This window comes from Bradyrhizobium sp. 40, from assembly GCF_023100925.1.
In the GTDB taxonomy this organism is placed as follows: Bacteria; Pseudomonadota; Alphaproteobacteria; order Rhizobiales; family Xanthobacteraceae; genus Bradyrhizobium.
Window position 1 is genome coordinate 6,848,486 of the sequence record NZ_CP064688.1, and the last position, 19,579, is coordinate 6,868,064.

At 64.8% G+C, this 19,579-nt stretch carries 21 protein-coding genes and 1 other RNA gene; 14 read left to right on the forward strand and 8 right to left on the reverse strand.

What is annotated here, in order from left to right; all coding sequences use genetic code 11:
* Positions 1-318 precede the first annotated feature (318 nt).
* From rpmH to dapE, 11 genes are all read left to right on the forward strand, one after another.
* Complete coding sequence (gene rpmH, locus IVB40_RS32840; protein WP_008542748.1) at positions 319-453, forward strand: 50S ribosomal protein L34; 135 nt, start codon at positions 319-321, stop codon at positions 451-453.
* 27 nt (positions 454-480) lie between these two features.
* Complete coding sequence (rnpA, locus tag IVB40_RS32845; RefSeq protein WP_247817482.1) at positions 481-909, forward strand: ribonuclease P protein component; 429 nt, start codon at positions 481-483, stop codon at positions 907-909.
* 13 nt (positions 910-922) lie between these two features.
* Positions 923-2,797, forward strand: coding sequence for a membrane protein insertase YidC (gene yidC / locus IVB40_RS32850; RefSeq protein ID WP_027565786.1), 1,875 nt, complete (start codon positions 923-925; stop codon positions 2,795-2,797).
* A 113-nt stretch (positions 2,798-2,910) separates the two neighbouring features.
* The gene (gene yihA, locus IVB40_RS32855) at positions 2,911-3,564 is read left to right on the forward strand and encodes a ribosome biogenesis GTP-binding protein YihA/YsxC (protein ID WP_027565787.1); all 654 of its coding nucleotides are present in this window, start codon (positions 2,911-2,913) and stop codon (positions 3,562-3,564) included.
* Positions 3,564-3,935, forward strand: coding sequence for a DUF423 domain-containing protein (locus IVB40_RS32860; protein ID WP_247429022.1), 372 nt, complete (start codon positions 3,564-3,566; stop codon positions 3,933-3,935). The genes yihA and IVB40_RS32860 overlap by 1 nt, the downstream gene beginning before the upstream one ends.
* Positions 3,936-4,017: 82 nt before the next feature.
* Positions 4,018-4,905: an acetylglutamate kinase gene (gene argB, locus IVB40_RS32865; RefSeq protein WP_007597683.1), complete on the forward strand. Its 888-nt coding sequence runs from the start codon at positions 4,018-4,020 to the stop codon at positions 4,903-4,905.
* A 185-nt stretch (positions 4,906-5,090) separates the two neighbouring features.
* Complete coding sequence (locus IVB40_RS32870; RefSeq protein ID WP_247819624.1) at positions 5,091-6,077, forward strand: DUF1036 domain-containing protein; 987 nt, start codon at positions 5,091-5,093, stop codon at positions 6,075-6,077.
* Positions 6,078-6,269: 192 nt separating this feature from the next.
* The gene (locus IVB40_RS32875; protein ID WP_247817483.1) at positions 6,270-6,995 is read left to right on the forward strand and encodes a pyrimidine 5'-nucleotidase; all 726 of its coding nucleotides are present in this window, start codon (positions 6,270-6,272) and stop codon (positions 6,993-6,995) included.
* 183 nt (positions 6,996-7,178) lie between these two features.
* A complete protein-coding gene (gene dapD / locus IVB40_RS32880) occupies positions 7,179-8,024 on the forward strand; it encodes a 2,3,4,5-tetrahydropyridine-2,6-dicarboxylate N-succinyltransferase (protein ID WP_247817484.1) in 846 nt (281 codons plus the stop codon).
* Between the two features lie 232 nt (positions 8,025-8,256).
* Positions 8,257-8,910 carry a DUF805 domain-containing protein gene (locus tag IVB40_RS32885; RefSeq protein WP_247817485.1) on the forward strand — a complete coding sequence of 218 codons (654 nt, stop codon included), beginning with the start codon at positions 8,257-8,259 and terminating at the stop codon, positions 8,908-8,910.
* Positions 8,907-10,085 carry a succinyl-diaminopimelate desuccinylase gene (dapE, locus tag IVB40_RS32890; protein WP_247817486.1) on the forward strand — a complete coding sequence of 393 codons (1,179 nt, stop codon included), beginning with the start codon at positions 8,907-8,909 and terminating at the stop codon, positions 10,083-10,085. Before IVB40_RS32885 ends, dapE begins: the two co-directional genes overlap by 4 nt.
* 163 nt (positions 10,086-10,248) lie before the next feature.
* On the opposite strand, the gene truA is transcribed toward dapE, so the two are convergent.
* The 3 genes from truA to def form a co-directional block, all read right to left on the reverse strand.
* Positions 10,249-10,986 (reverse strand): tRNA pseudouridine(38-40) synthase TruA, encoded by a 738-nt coding sequence (truA, locus tag IVB40_RS32895; protein ID WP_247817487.1) that lies wholly within the window; start codon positions 10,984-10,986, stop codon positions 10,249-10,251.
* Entirely contained in the window at positions 10,986-11,909 is a 924-nt protein-coding gene (fmt, locus tag IVB40_RS32900) for a methionyl-tRNA formyltransferase (protein WP_247817489.1), read from the reverse strand. The genes truA and fmt overlap by 1 nt, the downstream gene beginning before the upstream one ends.
* Positions 11,910-12,043: 134 nt before the next feature.
* Positions 12,044-12,568 (reverse strand): peptide deformylase, encoded by a 525-nt coding sequence (gene def / locus IVB40_RS32905; RefSeq protein WP_007597693.1) that lies wholly within the window; start codon positions 12,566-12,568, stop codon positions 12,044-12,046.
* A 171-nt stretch (positions 12,569-12,739) separates the two neighbouring features.
* Between def and rmuC the strand changes: the two genes are divergently transcribed.
* The 3 genes from rmuC (at position 12,740) to IVB40_RS32920 (ending at position 15,929) form a co-directional block, all read left to right on the forward strand.
* Positions 12,740-13,939, forward strand: coding sequence for a DNA recombination protein RmuC (rmuC, locus tag IVB40_RS32910; RefSeq protein ID WP_247817490.1), 1,200 nt, complete (start codon positions 12,740-12,742; stop codon positions 13,937-13,939).
* Positions 13,940-14,073: 134 nt separating this feature from the next.
* Complete coding sequence (locus IVB40_RS32915; RefSeq protein WP_247817492.1) at positions 14,074-14,376, forward strand: GIY-YIG nuclease family protein; 303 nt, start codon at positions 14,074-14,076, stop codon at positions 14,374-14,376.
* Positions 14,377-14,564: 188 nt separating this feature from the next.
* Complete coding sequence (locus IVB40_RS32920) at positions 14,565-15,929, forward strand: MFS transporter (RefSeq protein WP_247817494.1); 1,365 nt, start codon at positions 14,565-14,567, stop codon at positions 15,927-15,929.
* 129 nt (positions 15,930-16,058) lie between these two features.
* Here IVB40_RS32920 and IVB40_RS32925 read toward each other — a convergent pair whose 3' ends face one another.
* The 5 genes from IVB40_RS32925 to ffs form a co-directional block, all read right to left on the reverse strand.
* The gene (locus IVB40_RS32925) at positions 16,059-16,496 is read right to left on the reverse strand and encodes a hypothetical protein (protein WP_027565800.1); all 438 of its coding nucleotides are present in this window, start codon (positions 16,494-16,496) and stop codon (positions 16,059-16,061) included.
* 26 nt (positions 16,497-16,522) lie between these two features.
* On the reverse strand, positions 16,523-17,125 hold the full coding sequence (recR, locus tag IVB40_RS32930) for a recombination mediator RecR (RefSeq protein WP_007604678.1): 603 nt from the start codon (positions 17,123-17,125) through the stop codon (positions 16,523-16,525).
* Position 17,126: 1 nt separating this feature from the next.
* Positions 17,127-17,456: a YbaB/EbfC family nucleoid-associated protein gene (locus IVB40_RS32935; protein WP_007597704.1), complete on the reverse strand. Its 330-nt coding sequence runs from the start codon at positions 17,454-17,456 to the stop codon at positions 17,127-17,129.
* Positions 17,457-17,481: 25 nt separating this feature from the next.
* Positions 17,482-19,299 carry a DNA polymerase III subunit gamma/tau gene (locus tag IVB40_RS32940; protein ID WP_247817495.1) on the reverse strand — a complete coding sequence of 606 codons (1,818 nt, stop codon included), beginning with the start codon at positions 19,297-19,299 and terminating at the stop codon, positions 17,482-17,484.
* Between the two features lie 95 nt (positions 19,300-19,394).
* Positions 19,395-19,491, reverse strand: an RNA gene (gene ffs, locus IVB40_RS32945) — signal recognition particle sRNA small type.
* Positions 19,492-19,579: the final 88 nt, after the last annotated feature.

Below are 19,579 nucleotides of genomic sequence, written 5' to 3' on the forward strand. Positions count from 1 at the left end.
AAGATGCTGCCCGCCCCCAGCGCGGTCAAATTACAGATCGTCAATCTGCCAAGATCGGATGTAAGCGCAGATTTGGCGAGTCGCCACCTCAAGGGTTAAAAACCCCGCACAAACAGCGATATTCGCCGGAATTGAGCGCTTGTGCGGCGTTGACGAAAAGAAGGCGCTCGCTTATAAGCCGGCCAATTGTCCGCGATGACCCGGTGTGACCGCCGGGAGCGGCTCTCTTGGGGCCGAAAAAGGCCCGTTTTGGGCAGCATCTTCCGGACTTTATCATCAATTCTACAGGCAAATTGCCCGGTCAGCGGAGAAAAACCCGTGAAGCGGACTTATCAACCCAGCAAACTGGTGCGCAAGCGCCGTCACGGCTTCCGTGCCCGTCTCGCCACGGCCGGCGGCCGAAAGGTGCTCGCCGCCCGCCGCGCCCGCGGCCGCAAGCGTCTGAGCGCCTGAGCCGGACCCCCTTTTTGGGATTTCATCATGGATCGGCTGAGGCAGCGGGCGGATTTCCTCGCCGTTGCCAATGGCGCGCGGGTGAATAGTCCTGCGTTCGTCCTGCAACGCCTTGACCGCCAAAGCCTTGACCACGACGATCGCGGCCCGATCCGGATCGGCTTCACCGTCACCAAAAAGAACGGCAACGCCCCCGAGCGCAATCGCATCCGGCGCCGGCTTCGCGAACTGGTGAAGCGGCTCGATCCGATGTCGATGCAGCCCCATCATGATTATGTGCTGGTCGGCCGAAGGGACGCGCTCTCGCGCGGCTTCGCCACCATGCTCGACGATCTGCGCATGGCGTTCGCGAAGTCCGCGCGGCATACGCACAAGGGACGCGGCCCAAAAACCAACTCAAGAACCGACGGCTCAAAGCCCGGCCCCGCTCCTGCGACCAGCCGCAAACCGGATTGATGACGAGAGAATGATGACTGACAACCGCAATACCATCCTCGCCGTCATTCTGTCGGGCTTCGTGCTGATCGCCTGGCAATATTTCTACAACATGCCGGCGATGGAGAAGCAACGCGCCCTGCAACAAACGCAGGCCGAGCTGCATAAGACCACGCCGCAGCCGACGGCTTCCGGGACGCCGAGCGCCACGCCGCAGCCCGGCAGCGCAGGCGCGCCCTCCGCTCCCCAGATCGCCAATCAACCGGCCCAGCCGACCGTCAGCCGCGAGGCGGCGATTGCCGCCTCTCCGCGTGTCAAGATCGATACGCCCCGCTTGACCGGCAGCATTGCCTTGAAGGGCGCGCGCATCGACGATCTTGCGCTGGTGCAGTATCGCGAAACGGTCGACCCGAAGTCGCCGCCGATCATTCTCTATTCGCCGTCGGGCACCGCGGAGCCCTATTACGCCGAATTTGGCTGGGTAGCCGGAACGGCTGGCACAAAGGTGCCCGACCGGACCACCGATTGGCAGCAGGAGGGCACCAACAGCCTGACGCCGTCCACGCCGGTCATGCTGAAATACGACAATGGCGAAGGCCTCACCTTCCGCCGCACCGTCACGATCGACGACCACTACCTCTTCAGCATCAAGGACGAGGTGACCAATGTCGGCAACGCGCCGGTCAAACTCTTTCCCTTCGCACTGATTTCGCGCCACGGCACGCCGCAGGTCTCGGGCTACTACATCCTGCATGAAGGCTTGATCGGTTACCTGGGCGAGCAGGGTTTGCAGGAGAAGGCCTATAAGGCTGTCGGCGAAGCACCCGCGATCGGCAACGGCGGACACGGGTTCGAATTCAACAACGTCACCAATGCCTGGCTCGGTATTACCGACAAATATTGGGCGTCTGCGCTCCTTCCCGACACGTCGGCAACGCTCAAGGCCCGTTTCGTCGCCGAACCCGGCACCCAGATCCGATACCAGACCGACTATCTGCAAAGCGAGCAGACGGTCCCGATCGGTGGCACGACGACAACGAACGCGCGGCTGTTCGCGGGCGCCAAGGAAGCCGGGGTGGTCGGCATCAACTTCCCGCTCGCCGGCCATGGCGGCTACAACAAGGAGCTCGGCCTCAACCATTTCGACCTGTTGATCGACTGGGGCTGGTTCTACTTCATCACCAAGCCGATGTTCCTCGGCCTCGACTTCTTCTACCGCTTCTTCGGCAATTTCGGCATCTCGATCCTGCTCGTGACCGTGATCGTGAAGCTGTTGTTCTTCCCCTTGGCGAACAAGTCCTACGCCTCGATGGCGAAGATGAAGTCGGTCCAGCCGCAGCTTCAGGCTCTGAAGGAGCGCTTCCCCGACGACAAGGTGAAGCAGCAGCAGGAGATGATGGAGATCTACCGCAAGGAGAAGATCAATCCGGTCGCCGGCTGTCTTCCGGTGGTGATCCAGATCCCGGTGTTCTTCTCGCTCTACAAGGTGCTGTTCGTCACCATCGAGATGCGGCACGCGCCGTTCTTCGGCTGGATCAAGGATCTGTCCGCGCCGGACCCGACCAATCTGTTCAACCTGTTCGGGCTGATCCCGTTCGACCCGACCACGATCCCGCTGTTCGGCCACTACCTCGCGCTCGGCATCTGGCCGATCATCATGGGCATCACGATGTGGTTCCAGATGAAGCTGAACCCGACGCCGCCGGATCCGACGCAGCAGATGATCTTCAACTGGATGCCGCTGATCTTCACCTTCATGCTGGCGGGCTTCCCGGCGGGCCTCGTGATCTACTGGGCCTGGAACAACACGCTCTCGGTGCTGCAGCAGAGCTTCATCATGCGCCGCAACGGCGTGAAGGTGGAGCTGTTCGACAATCTCAAGGCGACGTTCGCGAAGAAGGCGACGTAGCGGTCGCCATTGCGAGGAGCGAAGCGACGAAGCAATCCAGAGTCCCTCCGCGGATGCATTTTTGGATTGCTTCGCTTCGCTCGCAATGACGCGGACAGACAGAAAGCTTTCGCATGACCGACGACAAAGATGCGAAGCTGATCGAGGTCGGGCGAAAGCTGTTCACGCGCGACTGGCAGTTCATCTGGGCTTCGCCCTCGACTGAAACGCTGCCGCCGATGGCGGGGCTGGAGATCGCCTTTGCCGGCCGCTCCAATGTCGGCAAGTCCAGCCTGATCAACGCGCTGACCGGCCGCAACGCGCTCGCGCGCACCTCGCACACACCGGGCCGCACCCAGGAGCTGATCTTCTTCGAGGTCCCCGGCAAAGGCGAGCTGCGCCTCGTCGACATGCCCGGCTACGGCTATGCCAAGGCCCCGAAGAGTCAGGTCGCGTCCTGGACCGAGCTGATCCACAAATTCCTGCTCGGACGCGCCAGCCTCGCACGCGTCTACGTGCTGGTCGACGCGCGGCACGGCCTCAAGGACGTCGATCTCGAAGTCCTGAAGACTCTCGATCGCTCCGCGGTCAGCTACCAGCTCGTGCTGACCAAGGCCGACCAGATCAAGGCCACCGAGCTCCAATCGCGCATCGTCGAGACCGAGGCCGCGCTCGCCAAGCGTCCGGCCGCGTTCCCGAACGTGCTCGCGACCTCGTCGCGCAGCGCGACCGGCATGGCCGAGCTGCGCGCCGCGATCGCAAAGCTGCTGGAAGAGCGGACCTCGTGATGGCGGCATTCCGGCTGCTGATCGGGCTTGCCGGTCTGATGGGCGCCGCCGGCGTCGCGCTGGCCGCCGCTTCCGCGCATGGCGGCGATGCGAGCCGGCTCGCCGCCGCAAGCGCCATGCTGCTGTTTCATGCAACGGCCATACTCGCGGCCGTCGCCCTGCTCGGCCGCGGCCTTCTGCACGGCGGAATTGGCATCGTCGCCGCGTCCGGCTTCGCAGCCGGCGCGGCGCTGTTCGCGGGCGATCTGACCTTGCGGCAATTTGCCGGCCATTCGCTGTTTCCCTATGCGGCGCCGACCGGTGGATCGGTGATGATCTTGAGCTGGCTGGCGGTGACGCTCGCGGCGGTGGTGGTGAAGCGCAGTCCGTAGCCCGGGGACGAAGACCACTTTGCGCCCCGCCCGCCAATCGGATAGAACGCGGCCCGAGTATCCCGCCAGCGAGATCCGCCTCATGACCGAAATCTCCCCGCTCGACCAGGCCCGCATCCTGTCCGAAGCGCTGCCGCACATGCAGCAGTATGACGAGGAAACCATCGTCATCAAGTATGGCGGCCATGCCATGGGCGACGAGGAGACCGCCAAGAATTTTGCCCGCGACATCGTGCTGCTCGAGCAGACCGCGATCAATCCGGTGGTGGTGCATGGCGGCGGCCCGCAGATCGCGACCATGCTCAAGCGCCTCGGCATCGTCTCGGAATTCGCCGCAGGCCTGCGCATCACCGACGCCGCCACCATCGAGATCGTCGAGATGGTGCTCGCCGGCTCCGTCAACAAACAGATCGTCGGCTACATCAACGAGGCCGGCGGCAAGGCGGTGGGGCTATCAGGCAAGGACGCCAACATGGTGAAGGCGTCGAAGACGACGCGCACCATCATGGATCCGGACTCGCACATCGAGAAGGCGGTCGATCTCGGCTTCGTCGGCGATCCCGAGAAGGTCGACCTCACGCTGCTCAACCAGCTGATCGGCTACGAGCTGATCCCCGTGCTCGCGCCGCTCGCGACCTCGAAAGAGGGCCAGACGCTGAACGTCAACGCCGACACTTTCGCCGGCGCCGTGGCCGGCGCGCTGAAGGCAAAGCGGCTGCTGTTGCTCACCGACGTGCCGGGCGTGCTCGACAAGTCCAAGAAGCTGATCCCGCAGCTCTCGGTGAAGGACGCGCGAAAGCTGATCGCCGACGGCACCATTTCCGGCGGCATGATCCCGAAGGTCGAGACCTGCATCTACGCGCTCGAACAGGGCGTCGAGGGTGTCGTCATCATCGACGGCAAGATGCAGCACGCGGTGCTGCTCGAGCTCTTCACCAACACCGGCACGGGAACGCTGATCCACAAGTGATGCGAGAGGCGCCACGCATGAAAGCCGTCATGGCCGGGCAACAGCGCGAAGCGCGTCTTCGCGAAGATGTCCCGGCCATCCACGATCTTTCGTCCCGCGCCAAGAACGTGGATGCCCGGGACAAGCCCGGGCATGACGAGCGGAGCGCGAGGCGGCATCGACGCTCCACTCTCACCCGCTTCCTGATGACGCTCCCCGCCGCAGCCGTCTCGTTCGTCTTCTCCTCCGCGCCCGCCTTCGCCGACCTCAAGATCTGCAATCGCATGTCCTATGTCGTCGAGGCCGCGATCGGCATCGACGACAAGGCGGCGACCGCCACGCGCGGCTGGTTCAGGATCGACCCCGCCACCTGCCGCGTGGTGGTGCAGGGCACGCTCTCCGCCGACCGCATCCTGCTCAACGCCCGCGCGCTCGGCGTCTACGGCGCATCCCCGATCCCGCAGAACGGCAGCGACACCCTGTGCGTCGCGCAGGACAATTTCGTCATCGCGGCCGCGCGACAGTGCCGCAGCGGCCAGACCCAGGCCGCCTTCACCCAGATCACGCCGACGCAAGGCGCGGACGGCAATTTCGTCGCCTATCTCGCCGAGGACTCCGAATATGACGACGAGCAGGCCCGCCTTGCCGGCATCCAGCGGCTTTTGGTGATCGCAGGTTATGACGCCGCGCCGATCGACGGCGTCGACGGACCGAAGACGCAAGGCGCGCTGGCCGCTTTCCTGAAGAGCCGCGGATTGTCGTCCGACATCCTGTCGTCGCCGAACTTCTTCAAGACCATGGTCGATGCCGTGCAGACGCCGTCTGCGACCGGCCTCACCTGGTGCAACGACACCGCGCACAAGGTGATGGCGGCGGTCGCCACCGACGCCGGCAAATCGGTGACGAGCCGCGGCTGGTATCGCATCGACCCCAAGACCTGCCTGCACCCTGATGTGAGCGGTCAGCCGAAGCAGATCTTCAGCTTCGCGGAAGCCATCGACGCCGACAACCGAATCGTCAAGCTGAAGGACAAGCCGCTGAATTGGGGCGGCGACAAGCAGCTTTGCACGCGCGAGACCAAGTTCGAGACCAACGAGCAGACCGACTGCGGCGCGCGCGGTTTTGCGGCCACGGGATTTGGCGCGGTGGACATGTCGAGCGGCGGCAAAACGCTGCGGTTTGCGATGCCGTGATTGCTTTTGTGATGACGCAACAAACACCATCGTCGTCCCGGCGAAGGCCGGGACCCATAACCCCAGGATTGGTTTTACGAAGAACGACGATCAGGGTGCCCCATTGATAGATCACGCCGTATGGGTCCCGGCCTTCGCCGGGACGACGACGGAAAGCTGGGGCCCCTCTCCGATAACGAATAGAGAGCCGCAATGACCTCACCCCGCGCCTTCGGCCATGTCGACACCTGGGTGTTCGACCTCGACAACACGCTCTATCCGCACCACGTCAATCTGTGGCAGCAGGTCGATGCTCGGATTACCGAGTTCGTTTGTAATTGGCTGAACCTGACACCGGTGGAAGCGCGCAAGATTCAGAAAGATTATTACCAGCGCTTCGGCACCACCATGCGCGGCATGATGACCCTGCACGGCGTCCGCGCCGACGACTATCTCGCCTACGTCCACAAGATCGACCACTCGCCGCTGGAGCCGAACCCGGCGCTGGGCGAGGCCATCGCAAAACTGCCGGGACGAAAGCTGATCCTGACCAACGGTTCGGTCGATCATGTCGATGCGGTGCTGGCGCGGCTCGGCTTTGCTGGGCATTTCGACGGCGTGTTCGACATCATCGCCGCCGACTTCGAGCCGAAGCCGGCGCCGCAGACCTACCGCAAGTTTCTCGCCGACCATTCGGTCGATCCGACCCGCGCCGCGATGTTCGAAGACCTCGCCCGCAACCTCACGGTCCCGCACGAGCTCGGCATGACCACGGTGCTGGTGATACCGGACGGGACGAAAGAGGTCGTGCGCGAGGACTGGGAGCTGGAAGGCCGGAGCGCCGCCCATGTCGACCACGTCACCGACGATCTGGCGGGGTTTTTGGGCAGGCTGTCCTCTCTCTCCCCACGTCGTCCCGGCGAAGGCCGGGACCCATAACCCCAACACTCGGTTGTAGCGCGCAACTGGTAACTCCGAGTCTTCGCCAAACTTGACCCTGCGGGTATGGGTCCCGGCCTTCGCCCGGGGGCGACACTGAGTATGCCTTGACTCCGTCCCCCCAAATCCCGAAAAAGCGCTCCAAATCACCGCAAATTCCCGCCCGCCTCTGAGGAAATCCCGATGTCCCTGTCCGCCCTCGAATCCACCATCAACGGCGCCTTCGACGCGCGCGACGGCGTCTCGACCTCGACCAGGGGCGAGGTCCGCGACGCCGTGGATCACGCGCTGGAGATTCTGGACAAGGGCGAGGCCCGCGTTGCCGAGCGCGGGGCCGACGGCAAGTGGGAGGTCAATCAGTGGCTGAAGAAGGCGGTGCTGCTCTCGTTCCGCCTCAACGACATGGGCGCCATTCCCGGCGGCCCCGGCAAGGCGGCCTGGTGGGACAAGGTGCCCTCGAAGTTCGACGGCTGGGGTGAGAACCGCTTTCGCGACGCCGGTTTCCGCGCCGTCCCCGGCTCCATCGTGCGCCGCTCGGCCTTCATCGCCCGCAACGTCGTGCTGATGCCGTCCTTCGTCAATCTCGGCGCCTATGTCGATGAATCCACCATGATCGACACCTGGTCGACCGTCGGCTCCTGCGCGCAGATCGGCAAGCGCGTGCACATCTCCGGCGGCGTCGGCATCGGCGGCGTGCTCGAGCCGCTGCAGGCCGAGCCTGTCATCATCGAGGACGATTGCTTCATCGGGGCGCGCTCCGAGGTCGCCGAAGGCGTGATCGTGCGCAAGGGCGCGGTGCTGTCGATGGGCGTGTTCCTGGGTGCGTCGACCAAGATCGTCGACCGCGACACCGGCGAGATCTTTATCGGCGAAGTGCCCGAGTATTCGGTCGTCGTTCCCGGCGCGCTGCCCGGCAAGCCCATGAAGAACGGCCAGATCGGCCCGAGCACCGCCTGCGCCGTCATCGTCAAGCGCGTCGACGAGCGCACGCGCTCCAAGACCAGCATCAACGAGCTGCTGCGGGATTGAGAGTCTAACTCTCTCACCGTCACCCTGAGGTGCTCGCCTCTTCGGCGAGCCCCGAAGGGCGACGGCCCGGCTGCCGGCTGAATCGTGGCCGCTCATCCTTCGAGGCTCCCCCTGCGGTGCTCTGCACCGCAGGCCTCGCACCTCAGGATGACGGGTCTGGCAGCTCCGTCGAACCCACCCTCCCCCCACCGCGACCAACATCGGGCGACCTCTCCCGCCCGGAGCCTTTGGCATGGACTGGACCTGGTATCTCTTCCGCTTCGACGGCCGCATCAATCGCGCCTTGCTATGGCAAGCGCTGCTGATCGTCATGGTGCTGGCCTGCATGCTCGGGATGATCGACCAGGCCATCAAGCTGCTGAACGGGGCCGCGACTTTCGCCTTCAACTTCAAGGTCGACTTCGATTTCGGTGTCGACGACATCTTCAACGTGGTCGATCCCAGGGCCTATCGTCTGCTGGCAACGGCCGATCGCGCGACCCTCATCCTCAAGGTGCTCGGCAGCTCGCTATTCCTGTGGATCTATCTCGCGACCGCGACCAAGCGGCTGCACGATCGCGACCGGAGCGGCTGGTGGCTGGTTCCGTTCTTCGTCCTGCCCGCGCTGTTCGACCAGTTCTCGGACCTGCTGCCCACCGAATCAAACTGGGTTGTTGCCCTCGCCTGGGCCGTGCACATTCCGTGGTTTTGGGGCCTCGTCGAAATGTTCATTGTGCCCGGCACCTCGGGCGACAACCGGTTCGGCGCCGATCCGTTGGCCGACGTTGAAGATGACTCGGCGCCCGCCCCGCCTGCGGCGAAAACATGGGACCAGCAGAGCGAGATCGAATTTGTCCCGCCCAGTGCTAGCCCACCCGGCGGCATGCATGTTAAGCGGGGCGCATGACCGATGCTCTCTCGATTGCCCGCGATCTCATCCGCTGCCCCTCGGTGACCCCGGCCGATGCCGGTGCGCTGGGTGTGCTTGAAAAAGCCCTCAATGCGGCAGGCTTCACATGCCAGCGCGTGACCTTCAGCGAGCCCGGCACCGCCGACGTCGACAATCTCTATGCGCGGATCGGCACTGACGGGCCGCACATCACCTTTGCCGGCCACACCGACGTGGTGCCGCCGGGCGACGAGAGCGCCTGGAGCGTCGGCGCGTTCTCCGGCGAGGTGAAGGACGGCTTTCTGCATGGCCGCGGCGCGGTCGACATGAAGGGCGGCATCGCCTGCTCGGTCGCCGCGGTGCTGGAGCATCTCGCCGCGAACGACGGCAAGCCGCGCAGCGACGGCCAAAAATCGGGCTCGGGTTCGATCTCGTTCCTGATCACCGGCGACGAGGAAGACCTCTCCATCAACGGTACCATCAAGCTGCTGAAGTGGGCGGCGGAGCGCGGCGAGAAATTCGACCATTGCGTGCTCGGCGAGCCCTCGAATGTCGAGACGCTCGGCGACACCATCAAGGTCGGCCGCCGCGGCTCGCAATCCGGCACGCTGTATGTCGACGGCGTGCAGGGCCACGTCGCCTATCCGCACCGCGCCGCCAATCCGGTGCCTGATATCTCGCGGCTGATCGTGGCCATCTCGGACGAGCCGCTCGACCATGGCAGCGCGCAGTTCCAGGCCTCCAATCTCGAATTCACCTCGGTCGACGTCGGCAACACCGCCAACAACGTCATCCCGGGACAAGCCCGCGCAAAATTCAACATTCGCTACAACGACAACCACACCCAGGCGAGCCTGCGCGAGCTGGTCGAGACGCGGCTGACCAAAGCCTGCGGCAACCGCATTCGCGCCCGCATCGTCTGGGAGCCCTCGAACTCGAACGTATTCGTGACCAAGCCCGGACCGTTCACCGAACTCGCGGTGTCCGCGATCGAGGAGGTGACGGGCCGCAAGCCGGAGCTGTCGACCTCAGGCGGCACCTCGGATGCGCGCTTCATCTCGAGCTATTGCCCGGTGATCGAATTCGGCTTGGTCGGCCAGACCATGCACCAGGTCGACGAACGTGTGCCGGTTCAGGATCTGGAGCAGCTGACCAAGGTGTATCGCGGGATTTTAGCGAGGTATTTTGGGTAGGCCCCATTGCCGCCAAACCCTCCGCTGTCATCGCCCGGCTTGACCGGGCGATCCAGTAATCCGAGACAGCAGTCATTGATCCGAGGGGCCGCGGCGTACTGGATTCCCCGCCTTCGCGGGGAATGACAGCGGTGGGCGTCGCGAGAGTTTCCAGCCTCGCGTTCTAATAATCCACCTGCATCAGATACAGCCCGTCCGGCGGGGCGACGATGCCGCAGGCGGCGCGGTTGCGGGCGGCGAGCGCTGCGGAGAGATCGTCGGCGGTCCAGCGGCCCTCACCGACCCACATCAGCGACCCCACCATGGAGCGCACCTGACTGTGCAGAAACGAGCGCGCCGAGGTGAGAATAATGATCTCGCGCCCGTCGCGCAGCACGTCGAGCTGATCGAGCGTCTTCTCCGGCGACCTGGCCTGGCACTCGGTGTCGCGGAAGGTGGTGAAATCGTGCTTGCCGAGCAGGCGTTGTGCCGCCGCATGCATCGCGTCGGCATCGAGCCGGCGCGGCACGCGCCAGGCGTGGCCGGCATCGAGCGCGAGATTGGCACGGGTGTTGACGATGCGATAGCGATAGTGGCGCTTCACGGCCGAGAAGCGCGCTTCGAAACTATCAGGCACGATGTCCGCCTCGAGCACAGCGATCGGATGCGGGCGCAAATGCGCATTCAAGCCGTCGCGAAAACGGCCCGGCGGAAACTGCTTGTCGATATCGACATGCGCGACCTGGCCACGCGCATGCACGCCGGCATCGGTGCGCCCGGCGCCGTGCACGCGCGCATCCGCGCCGGTCATCGCCTTCACCGCCGCTTCCAGCGCGCCTTGCACCGAGGGCAGCGTCTCCTGCACCTGCCAGCCGAAGAACGGTGCGCCGTCATATTCGATGATGAGCTTGTAGCGGGGCATCAGGCCAGCCGCATCGGCGGCTTCAACGGTACGCCGCGCAGGAAATCCGCGGCCTGCATGCGCGCCTTGCCTTCGCGCTGGAGCTCGATCAGACGGATTGCACCCTCGCCGCAGGCGATGGTGAGGTGATCGTCGAGCACCTCGCCGGGTGCGCCCGCGCCTTTCGCCAGCTCGCAACGCAGGATCTTGACCCGCGCATTCTCAAGCTCGGCCCAGGCGCCGGGAAACGGCGACAGTCCGTGGATATGACGCAGCACCTCCCGCGCGGGCCTGGTCCAGTCGATCCGCGCTTCGGCTTTGTCGATCTTGGCGGCATAGGTGACGCCGTCCTCGCTCTGCTTTTTGAGCTGGAGCCCGCCGCGGTCGAGCGCGGCCATGGCGCGCACCATCAGGTCGGCACCGAGCCGGGACAGACGATCGTGCAGATCGAGCGCCGTCATATTGTCCGTGATCGCGAGACGCTCGGCCATGGCGACGTCACCGGTGTCCAGGCCGACATCCATCTTCATCACCATCACGCCGCTCTCGGCATCGCTGGCCATGATCGCGCGGTTGATGGGAGCCGCACCGCGCCAGCGTGGCAGCAGCGAGGCGTGCAGATTGTAGCAGCCGAGCTTTGGCGCATCGAGGATCGCCTGCGGCAGGATCATGCCATAGGCGACGACGACGGCGGCAGCGGCGTCGAAGGCGCGGAATTCTTCCAGCGCCTCCGGCGTTTTCAACGTCTTCGGCGTCAGCACCGGCACGCCAAGCTTTCGCGCGGCCTCTTCCACCGGGGTCGGCTGCAATTGCAGGCCACGCCGGCCGCCGGGCTTGGGCGCGCGCGTATACACGGCCACGATCTCATGGCCGTGCGCGACGAGCTCGAGCAGCGTCGGCACGGAGAAATCGGGCGTGCCCATGAAGATCAGGCGGAGGGGCATGTGGCGGCGCTCGGTAAGGCTTGTTTCTCCGTCATGCCCGGGCTTGTCCCGGGCATCCACGGTCTTGGCGACAAAGCAAGCAAGGCGTGGATGGCCGGGTCAAGCCCGGCCATGAGGACGAGAGAGAACCCGGCTCACTCCGCGCGCTTGGCGGCTTTCTCGAATTTCTTCAGCACGCGGTCGCGCTTGAGCTTTGACAGATAGTCGACGAACAGCACGCCGTTGAGATGGTCGATCTCGTGCTGGATGCAGGTGGCGTAGAGGCCTTCGGCGTCCTCCTCGTGCACCTTGCCGTCGAGATCGGTGTAGCGCACCCGCACCTTCGCAGGGCGCTCGACCTCCTCGTAATATTCGGGGATCGACAAACAGCCTTCTTCGTAGACCGACAGGTCCTCGGAGGAGGCGATGATTTCCGGATTGATGAAGACGCGCGGCTCGGGCTTGGTCTCGCCGTCCTGGTCGGGCTTGGCGAGGTCCATGGTGATCAGCCGCAGCGGCTGCGCGATCTGAATCGCCGCGAGCCCGATGCCGGGCGCGTCGTACATGGTCTCGAACATGTCGTCGGCAAGCTTTCGTATCTCCGGCGTGACCTTCTCGATCGGCTTGGAGACCAGACGCAGCTGCTTGTCGGGCAGGATGATGATTTCTCTGAGGGCCATGGCCGCGATTTAAGCCGCGCGTTCGATGCGGTCAATGCGGCCGGGAACCCCGTTAACCCTCCGCTAACCATAAAACTTCGGGTTTCGTTAACCATAAAAATTAACGGGGCATTTACCCTAAATGTTCGCTATTCGTTCGTGTCGCCGAGCGAATCGGCTAGAAGCAGGGGCATGAACGAGATCATTTTCATGCTCGGCGACTGGCCGGTGCGCACCGCGGACGCGCTGATCGGCTTCGGTGCCCTGGTCCTCATCCTGATGGTGGTGATCGCCGTCGTGATCGCGCGCTCCGGGCGGCGCGGGGCGGAACTCGCGATGGCCAACGCCATCCGCGCCGACGAACTCGAGGAGCGCATCAGCCAGATGCTGCATGCCCAGAGCGAGGCTTCGGGGCGGGTCGACGCCATGACCCAGACGCTGGCCGGCCGCCAGGCCGACATGGCGCGAGCGGTCAACGAGCGGCTGGATTCGGTGACCCACCGCGTCGGCCAGTCCATGGAGCACTCGACCCGCAACACCATGGAGAGCCTGCACGCGCTGCACGAACGGCTCGGCATCATCGACAGCGCGCACAAGAACCTCACCGACCTCACCACGCAGGTGACGACCCTGCGCGACGTGCTCGCCAACAAGCAGTCGCGCGGCGCCTTCGGTCAGGCGCGGATGGAAGCGATCGTCCAGGATGGTCTGCCGAAGGGCGCCTACGAGTTCCAGTTCACGCTCTCGACCGGCAAGCGTCCGGACTGCGTCGTGTTCCTGCCCGACCAGCGGCCACTCTGCATCGACGCGAAGTTTCCGCTGGAAGCGATGACCGCGCTGCATGACGCGCGCACCGACGAGGAGAAGCGCATCGCCACGCAGCGGCTGCGCGGCGACGTCATGAAGCATGTCAGCGACATCGCCGAGAAATATCTCGTCGCCGGCGAGACCCAGGACATGGCGCTGATGTTCGTGCCGTCGGAATCGGTCTACGCCGAGATCCACGACGGTTTCGACGACGTCATCCAGAAGGCGTATCGCGCCCGTGTCGTGCTGGTGTCGCCGTCGCTTTTGATGCTGGCGATCCAGGTGATGCAGCAGATCATGAAGGACGCGCGCATGCGCGACGCCGCCGACCAGATCCGCACCGAGGTGATCAAGCTCGGCGACGACCTCGGCCGCCTGCGCGATCGCGTGCTGAAGCTCCAGAAGCATTTTGCCGACGCGAACGAGGACGTGCGGCAGGTGCTGATCTCCGCCGACAAGATCGAGAAACGCGCCGGGCGTATCGAAGAACTCGATTTCAGCAAGAGCGATGCGCCGGAAGCGCCGCATCTCGTAGCGACCGGCGCTGCCGAGCTGTTCCCGCGGAAGCTCCAGGCGGGGGAGTGAGATTGTGGCACACTGTCATGCCCCGCGAAGGCGGGGCATCCAGTACGCCGCGGCCGTCATGATTGAACCGGGATGCTGGTGATTACTGGATCGTCCGCCTTCGCAGACGATGACAGCGGAGGGAGAGGTAGCAGTTGGGCACACGCCACTACTACGTTTACATCCTCGCCAGCAAAATCGGCGGAACGCTGTACATCGGCGTGACCAATGATCTCATTCGTCGCGTGGCGGAACATAAGTCGAAGGTCATCGAGAGCTTTACGGAGAAGTACGATGTCGCAAGGCTCGTCTATTTCGAGCAGTTCGACGATCCCGAGAATGCTATCAAAAGGGAGAAGCGGCTGAAAAAGTGGAACAGGGCCTGGAAGGTTCGATTGATTGAGAAGAGCAATCCGAATTGGGACGACCTTTATCCCGGGATAGCCGGCCCACCATGAGTCCATCATGCCCCGCGAAGGCGGGGCATCCAGTACGCCGCGGCGGCCGCGATTGAACCGAAATGCTGGTGGGTACTGGATCGTCCGCCTTCGCGGACGATGACAGCGGAGGGGGCGACGACACCTCCTCTTTGGCCGGCAGGAGCGACACCTCACTTGTGGCCGCCAGAATCTGGTAACACCACCCCATGACCGCACCCGACGCGACCTCCCCTGCCGGCCCCGGCACGGCCCCCACCTCCTGGCGTGACAGCCTTGCCGTTTACCTGCAGCCGCGGGTGCTGATCGTGCTGTTCCTCGGCTTCTCGTCCGGGCTGCCGTTGGCGCTGTCGGGCTCGACGCTGCTGGTGTGGATGCGGGAATCCGGCGTCGATCTCAAGACCATCGGGCTGTTTGCGCTGGTCGGCACGCCCTACACGCTGAAATTCCTGTGGGCGCCGCTGGTGGATGCGATGCATGTGCCGCTGTTCACGCGCGCGTTCGGGCGGCGGCGCGGCTGGCTGCTGTTCTCGCAATTGCTGCTGATCGCAGCGATCCTGCTGCTGGCGCTGACCGATCCCGCGCGCTCGCCGTTCTACGTCGCGCTCGGCGCATTGCTGGTGGCGACGGCCTCGTCGACGCAGGACATCGTGGTCGACGCCTTCCGCGTCGAGAGCCTGCCGGAGAGCGAGCAGGCTGCCGGCATGGCGTCCTATGTCGCGGCCTATCGCATCGGCATGCTGGTCTCGACCGCCGGCGCGCTGTTCATCGTCTCGGGCTTCGAGAGCACCGGCATCACCCGCACGTCCGCCTGGATGTGGGGCTATGTGGTGATGGCGGCGATGGTGCTGATCGGGACGATCACGGCGCTGGTCGCGACCGAGCCCGAGCAGTCGGTGCGGGCGGAAGCCGCGACGCAGACGCAAACCGCGTTCGCGCGCGTGCTGCACGCGGCGGTCGGAGCCTTCTCGGAATTCCTGACGCGCAAGGACGCGCTTGCGGCACTCGCCTTCGTCGTGCTGTTCAAGTTCACCGACGCCTTCTCCGGCACGATGACCGCGCCGTTCGTGATCGACCTCGGCTTCTCCCGCAACGACTATGCGGCGATCGTCAAGGGCGTGGGCCTCGCGGCGACGCTGATCGGCGGCTTTGCCGGCGGCTTCGTCGCCCGGCGCTATTCGCTCGCAACCAGCCTCTGGATCGGCGGCGTGGTGCAGGCGCTCGCAAATCTCTCCTTCTCCTGGCTGGCCTTCGTCGGCACCAGCCAATGGGCGCTCGCCTTCGCCATCACTTGTGAGAACTTCACCAGCGCCATCGGCACGGTGATCTTCGTCGCCTATCTTTCGGCGCTCTGCCAGAACCCGCTGCACACGGCGACGCAATATGCGCTGCTCACCGCTCTTGCCGCGGTGGGGCGGACCTATCTCTCGTCAGGCGCCGGCTTCGTGGCTGATACGACTGGCTGGCCGCTGTTCTTCGTGATCTGCATGCTGGTGGCGATCCCAAGCCTGGTGCTGCTGGCCTGGCTGCAGAAGCGCGGGCATTTTGATGCGCTGGGGCCGGTGAGGGTTTAGACCGGCTCTCTCACCTTCGTCATTGCGAGCGAAGCGAAGCAATCCAGACTGCCGCCGCGGAGGCGGTCTGGATTGCTTCGTCGCAAGTGCTCCTCGCAATGACGACGGAGAGAGCAGAGCGAATCGCCCCTACTGCTTCTTGATCAGGCTCCACTTCGTGATCACGGCCTCGCTCATCTGGCCGGGGTCGCTAGCGCAGGCGACTTCGTCGACCTTGACCGAGATCTCCTTGCCGGCGAACGTCTTCAGCTGTGCGGCCTGCGCATCGCCGCTGGGAACGAGCTGGAAGGTTTCGGGGCCGGTCTCGAGATTGCACAACCCGTTCGGTGGCGGCAGCCGGCGCGGCTCGGAGGTGATCTGGTAGGTCGCAACCCGCTTGCCGACGTTCTTGACGTCGCGCACTTTCATCGTGTTCAGCTCGCCCGAGAGCACCTCGCCGGCATTGATCGGCTTGCCGGGCTTCGACGGCGGCGGAGCCCCGTCGTCCTGCTGCGCGGAGATAGCCGGCGTCGCCAGCATCGCCATCGTCGCAACCAAAGCCCATCGTGTGGCGAAAAGTTTCGTCATGTCGTCCGTTCCGTAAGTCTGGATGTCTAGAACAGGGTACGCTGCCGCATCGCGGCCGATAGCGTACCTTCATCGAGATAATCAAGCTCGCCGCCGACCGGCACACCATGGGCGAGCCGGGTTACTTTTACGTTGGCGTCCTGAAGCAGGTCGGTGATGTAGTGTGCCGTGGTCTGGCCGTCGACGGTGGCATTCAGCGCCAGGATGACCTCATGCACCTGCGCCTCATGCGCACGCGCGACCAGCGCCTCGATGGTGAGGTCCTGCGGGCCGACGCCGTCGAGCGGCGACAATGTCGCGCCCAGCACGTGATAACGCCCTTGAGTGGCATTGGCCCGCTCCAGCGCCCAGAGATCGGCAACATCGGCGACGACGACGATGATCGAGGGATCGCGACGCGGATCGGTGCAGACCGTGCAGGGACTTTGCGTGTCGATGTTGCCGCAGGTCTTGCAGACCTGGACCTTCTCGAGCGCGACCTGCATGGCCGAGGACAGCGGCATCATCAGCGCTTCGCGCTTCTTGATCAGATGCAGCGCCGCGCGCCGCGCCGAGCGCGGGCCGAGGCCCGGCAGCCGCGCGAGAAGCTGGACCAGCCGCTCGATCTCAGGACCCGCAACAGCGCCCATATTACTGGCCGAACAGCCCCGACAGCCCCGGCGGCAAGCCGAGCCCGCCGGTGAGCGACTGCATCTTCTCCTGCATGGCGGCTTCCGCCTTTCGGCGGGCCTCGCCGAACGCGGTGACAAGCAGATCCTCGAGCACCTCGCGCTCCTCCGCCTTCATCAGCGAAGGATCGATCTTGACGCCCTTGACGTCCATCTTCGCGGTCATGCGCACAGCGACGAGACCGCCGCCGGAGATGCCCTCGACCTCGACGTTGGCGAGCTGGTCCTGCATCTCCTGCATCTTGGATTGCAGCTGCTGCGCCTGCTTCATCATGCCGAAAATATCGACCATCGGTGCTGTCCTTGGAAAATTGGCTCTAGAGATCGTCGCCGTCGGAACCGTCGGGCGGATCGTCACTGCCGTAGTCGGCGTTAATATCGGATTCCGGCGCCTCGGGGGCAAGCCTGCGGACCTCGACGACCTTCGCACCCGGAAAACGCGACAGCACCTCGCGCACGCGCGGATCGGCCTCGGCGGTGCGCGCATGTTCCTGCTTGGCCGCCTGGCTCACCGAGCGCAGCGTCGGCTGGCCCGGCTCGTTGGAGACGATCACGGTCCAACGGCGCCCGGTCCAGAGCTCGAATTTGCGCGCGAGATCGGAAATCATGGTCTTGGAGGCGTTGGGCTCGAGCGCAACTTCCAGCCGGCCCTCCTCGAAACGAACGAGGCGCATGTCGCCTTCGAGCGCGCCCTTGGTGAGGAGGTCGCGCTTCTGCCCGGCCAGCGCAACGAGCTGGGTGAAGCTCGTGACGCGCAACACGGGCGCGGCAGCTTGCGGATCCGGCGCGGGCGTTGCCATCTGCGGACGGGCACCGCCGCCGCCGAACGAGGACGGTGAGGATGTCGGCATGCGAACTGGCGCTGCGGACGCCACCGGCCCCGCCGGCGCGTTGCGCGCGGCACTGCCGCCGCTCACGACCGGCGAACCGCCGCCGTTCTGCTCCAGCATCTTGATCGCTTCGTCCGGCGTCGGCAGGTCGGCGACATAGGCAATGCGCACCAGCACCATCTCGGCGGCTGCCGCGGGCCGCGTCGCGGCCTGCACCTCGGTGATGCCCTTGAGCAGCATCTGCCACATCCGCGACAGCACGCGCATCGAGATCTTCGAGGCGAAATCCCGCGCGCGCACGCGCTCGGTCTCGCCATAGGCGACGTTGTCGGCGGTCGCCGGCACGATCTTCACGCGGGTGACGAAATTGACGAACTCGGCGAGATCCGAGAGCACCACGATCGGATCGGCGCCGACGTCGTACTGGTCGCGGAACTCCCTGAACGCGGACGCGATGTCGCCACGCGCCAGAGAATCGAAAAGATCGATGACACGGGTGCGGTCGGCGAGCCCCAGCATCTGCCTGACGGCATCGGCCTTCACGGTGCCCGCGGCATGCGCGATGGCCTGATCGAGCAGCGAGAGCGAATCCCGCACCGAGCCTTCCGCGGCGCGCGCGATGATGCCGAGCGCTTCAGGCTCGATCTCGACGTTTTCCCTGGCCGCGATGTTGGCGAGATGCTTCATCAGTACGTCGGCCTCGACGCGGCGCAGGTCAAAACGCTGGCAGCGCGACAGCACGGTCACCGGAACCTTGCGGATCTCCGTCGTGGCGAACACGAACTTGGCGTGCTCCGGCGGTTCCTCCAGCGTCTTCAGGAAGGCGTTGAACGCCGCCGTCGACAGCATGTGGACTTCGTCGATGATGTAGACCTTGTAGCGGGCGCTGGCCGGCGCGTAGCGAACGCTGTCATTGATCTGGCGGACGTCGTCCACGCCGGTATGCGAGGCCGCGTCCATCTCCAGCACGTCCATGTGCCGGCTTTCCATGATCGCCTGGCAATGCACGCCGAGCGTCGGCATCTGGACCGTCGGGCCCTTCACCGAGCCATCCGGCATCTCGTAGTTGAGCGCACGGGCTAGGATGCGCGCCGTGGTGGTCTTGCCGACCCCGCGGACGCCGGTGAGAATCCAGGCCTGCGGAATGCGGCCGGTCTCGAACGCATTGGAGACGGTGCGGACCACGGCCTCCTGGCCGATCAGATCGTCGAAGCTGGAAGGACGGTATTTCCGCGCCAGCACCCGGTAGGGCGTGCTGGCCTGGCCGGCGCTGTCAGGGTTGGGAGGGGCGCCAGCGTCGGTCATCGGTCGATCCGCAATGAAGTGTCTTTCGGCCGGCTTTTGCGGAAAGGAGCGCGCTGGCGGCCCGAGCCGCCGGCGCAATTCGCTCGGAAAAACAGGTAGGAGACTGACGAGCGACCCGATCCGGACCTCGTTAGGGCTGCTTCCTTCCGGACCTGACCCGGTTGGCGAGTGGCTCGTCCACCGCCAATCTCCCGGTCCCTATTTGGGGCCAAAAGGACCGGAAAGCAAGCGGGTATCGGCTTGAACGGGCTGGGCTTCATGATGGTTTGCCCAGCATCCT

Excerpts from the sequence above, each read along its gene's own strand:
- rnpA (WP_247817482.1), top strand. The coding sequence starts at position 481 with ATGGATCGGCTGAGGCAGCGGGCGGATTTCCTCGCCGTTGCCAATGGC.
- yidC (WP_027565786.1), top strand. The coding sequence starts at position 923 with ATGACTGACAACCGCAATACCATCCTCGCCGTCATTCTGTCGGGCTTC.
- yihA (WP_027565787.1), top strand. The coding sequence starts at position 2,911 with ATGACCGACGACAAAGATGCGAAGCTGATCGAGGTCGGGCGAAAGCTG.
- IVB40_RS32860 (WP_247429022.1), top strand. The coding sequence starts at position 3,564 with ATGGCGGCATTCCGGCTGCTGATCGGGCTTGCCGGTCTGATGGGCGCC.
- argB (WP_007597683.1), top strand. The coding sequence starts at position 4,018 with ATGACCGAAATCTCCCCGCTCGACCAGGCCCGCATCCTGTCCGAAGCG.
- IVB40_RS32870 (WP_247819624.1), top strand. The coding sequence starts at position 5,091 with ATGACGCTCCCCGCCGCAGCCGTCTCGTTCGTCTTCTCCTCCGCGCCC.
- IVB40_RS32875 (WP_247817483.1), top strand. The coding sequence starts at position 6,270 with ATGACCTCACCCCGCGCCTTCGGCCATGTCGACACCTGGGTGTTCGAC.
- dapD (WP_247817484.1), top strand. The coding sequence starts at position 7,179 with ATGTCCCTGTCCGCCCTCGAATCCACCATCAACGGCGCCTTCGACGCG.
- IVB40_RS32885 (WP_247817485.1), top strand. The coding sequence starts at position 8,257 with ATGGACTGGACCTGGTATCTCTTCCGCTTCGACGGCCGCATCAATCGC.
- dapE (WP_247817486.1), top strand. The coding sequence starts at position 8,907 with ATGACCGATGCTCTCTCGATTGCCCGCGATCTCATCCGCTGCCCCTCG.
- truA (WP_247817487.1), bottom strand. The coding sequence starts at position 10,986 with ATGCCCCGCTACAAGCTCATCATCGAATATGACGGCGCACCGTTCTTC.
- fmt (WP_247817489.1), bottom strand. The coding sequence starts at position 11,909 with ATGCCCCTCCGCCTGATCTTCATGGGCACGCCCGATTTCTCCGTGCCG.
- def (WP_007597693.1), bottom strand. The coding sequence starts at position 12,568 with ATGGCCCTCAGAGAAATCATCATCCTGCCCGACAAGCAGCTGCGTCTG.
- rmuC (WP_247817490.1), top strand. The coding sequence starts at position 12,740 with ATGAACGAGATCATTTTCATGCTCGGCGACTGGCCGGTGCGCACCGCG.
- IVB40_RS32920 (WP_247817494.1), top strand. The coding sequence starts at position 14,565 with ATGACCGCACCCGACGCGACCTCCCCTGCCGGCCCCGGCACGGCCCCC.
- IVB40_RS32925 (WP_027565800.1), bottom strand. The coding sequence starts at position 16,496 with ATGACGAAACTTTTCGCCACACGATGGGCTTTGGTTGCGACGATGGCG.
- recR (WP_007604678.1), bottom strand. The coding sequence starts at position 17,125 with ATGGGCGCTGTTGCGGGTCCTGAGATCGAGCGGCTGGTCCAGCTTCTC.
- IVB40_RS32935 (WP_007597704.1), bottom strand. The coding sequence starts at position 17,456 with ATGGTCGATATTTTCGGCATGATGAAGCAGGCGCAGCAGCTGCAATCC.
- IVB40_RS32940 (WP_247817495.1), bottom strand. The coding sequence starts at position 19,299 with ATGACCGACGCTGGCGCCCCTCCCAACCCTGACAGCGCCGGCCAGGCC.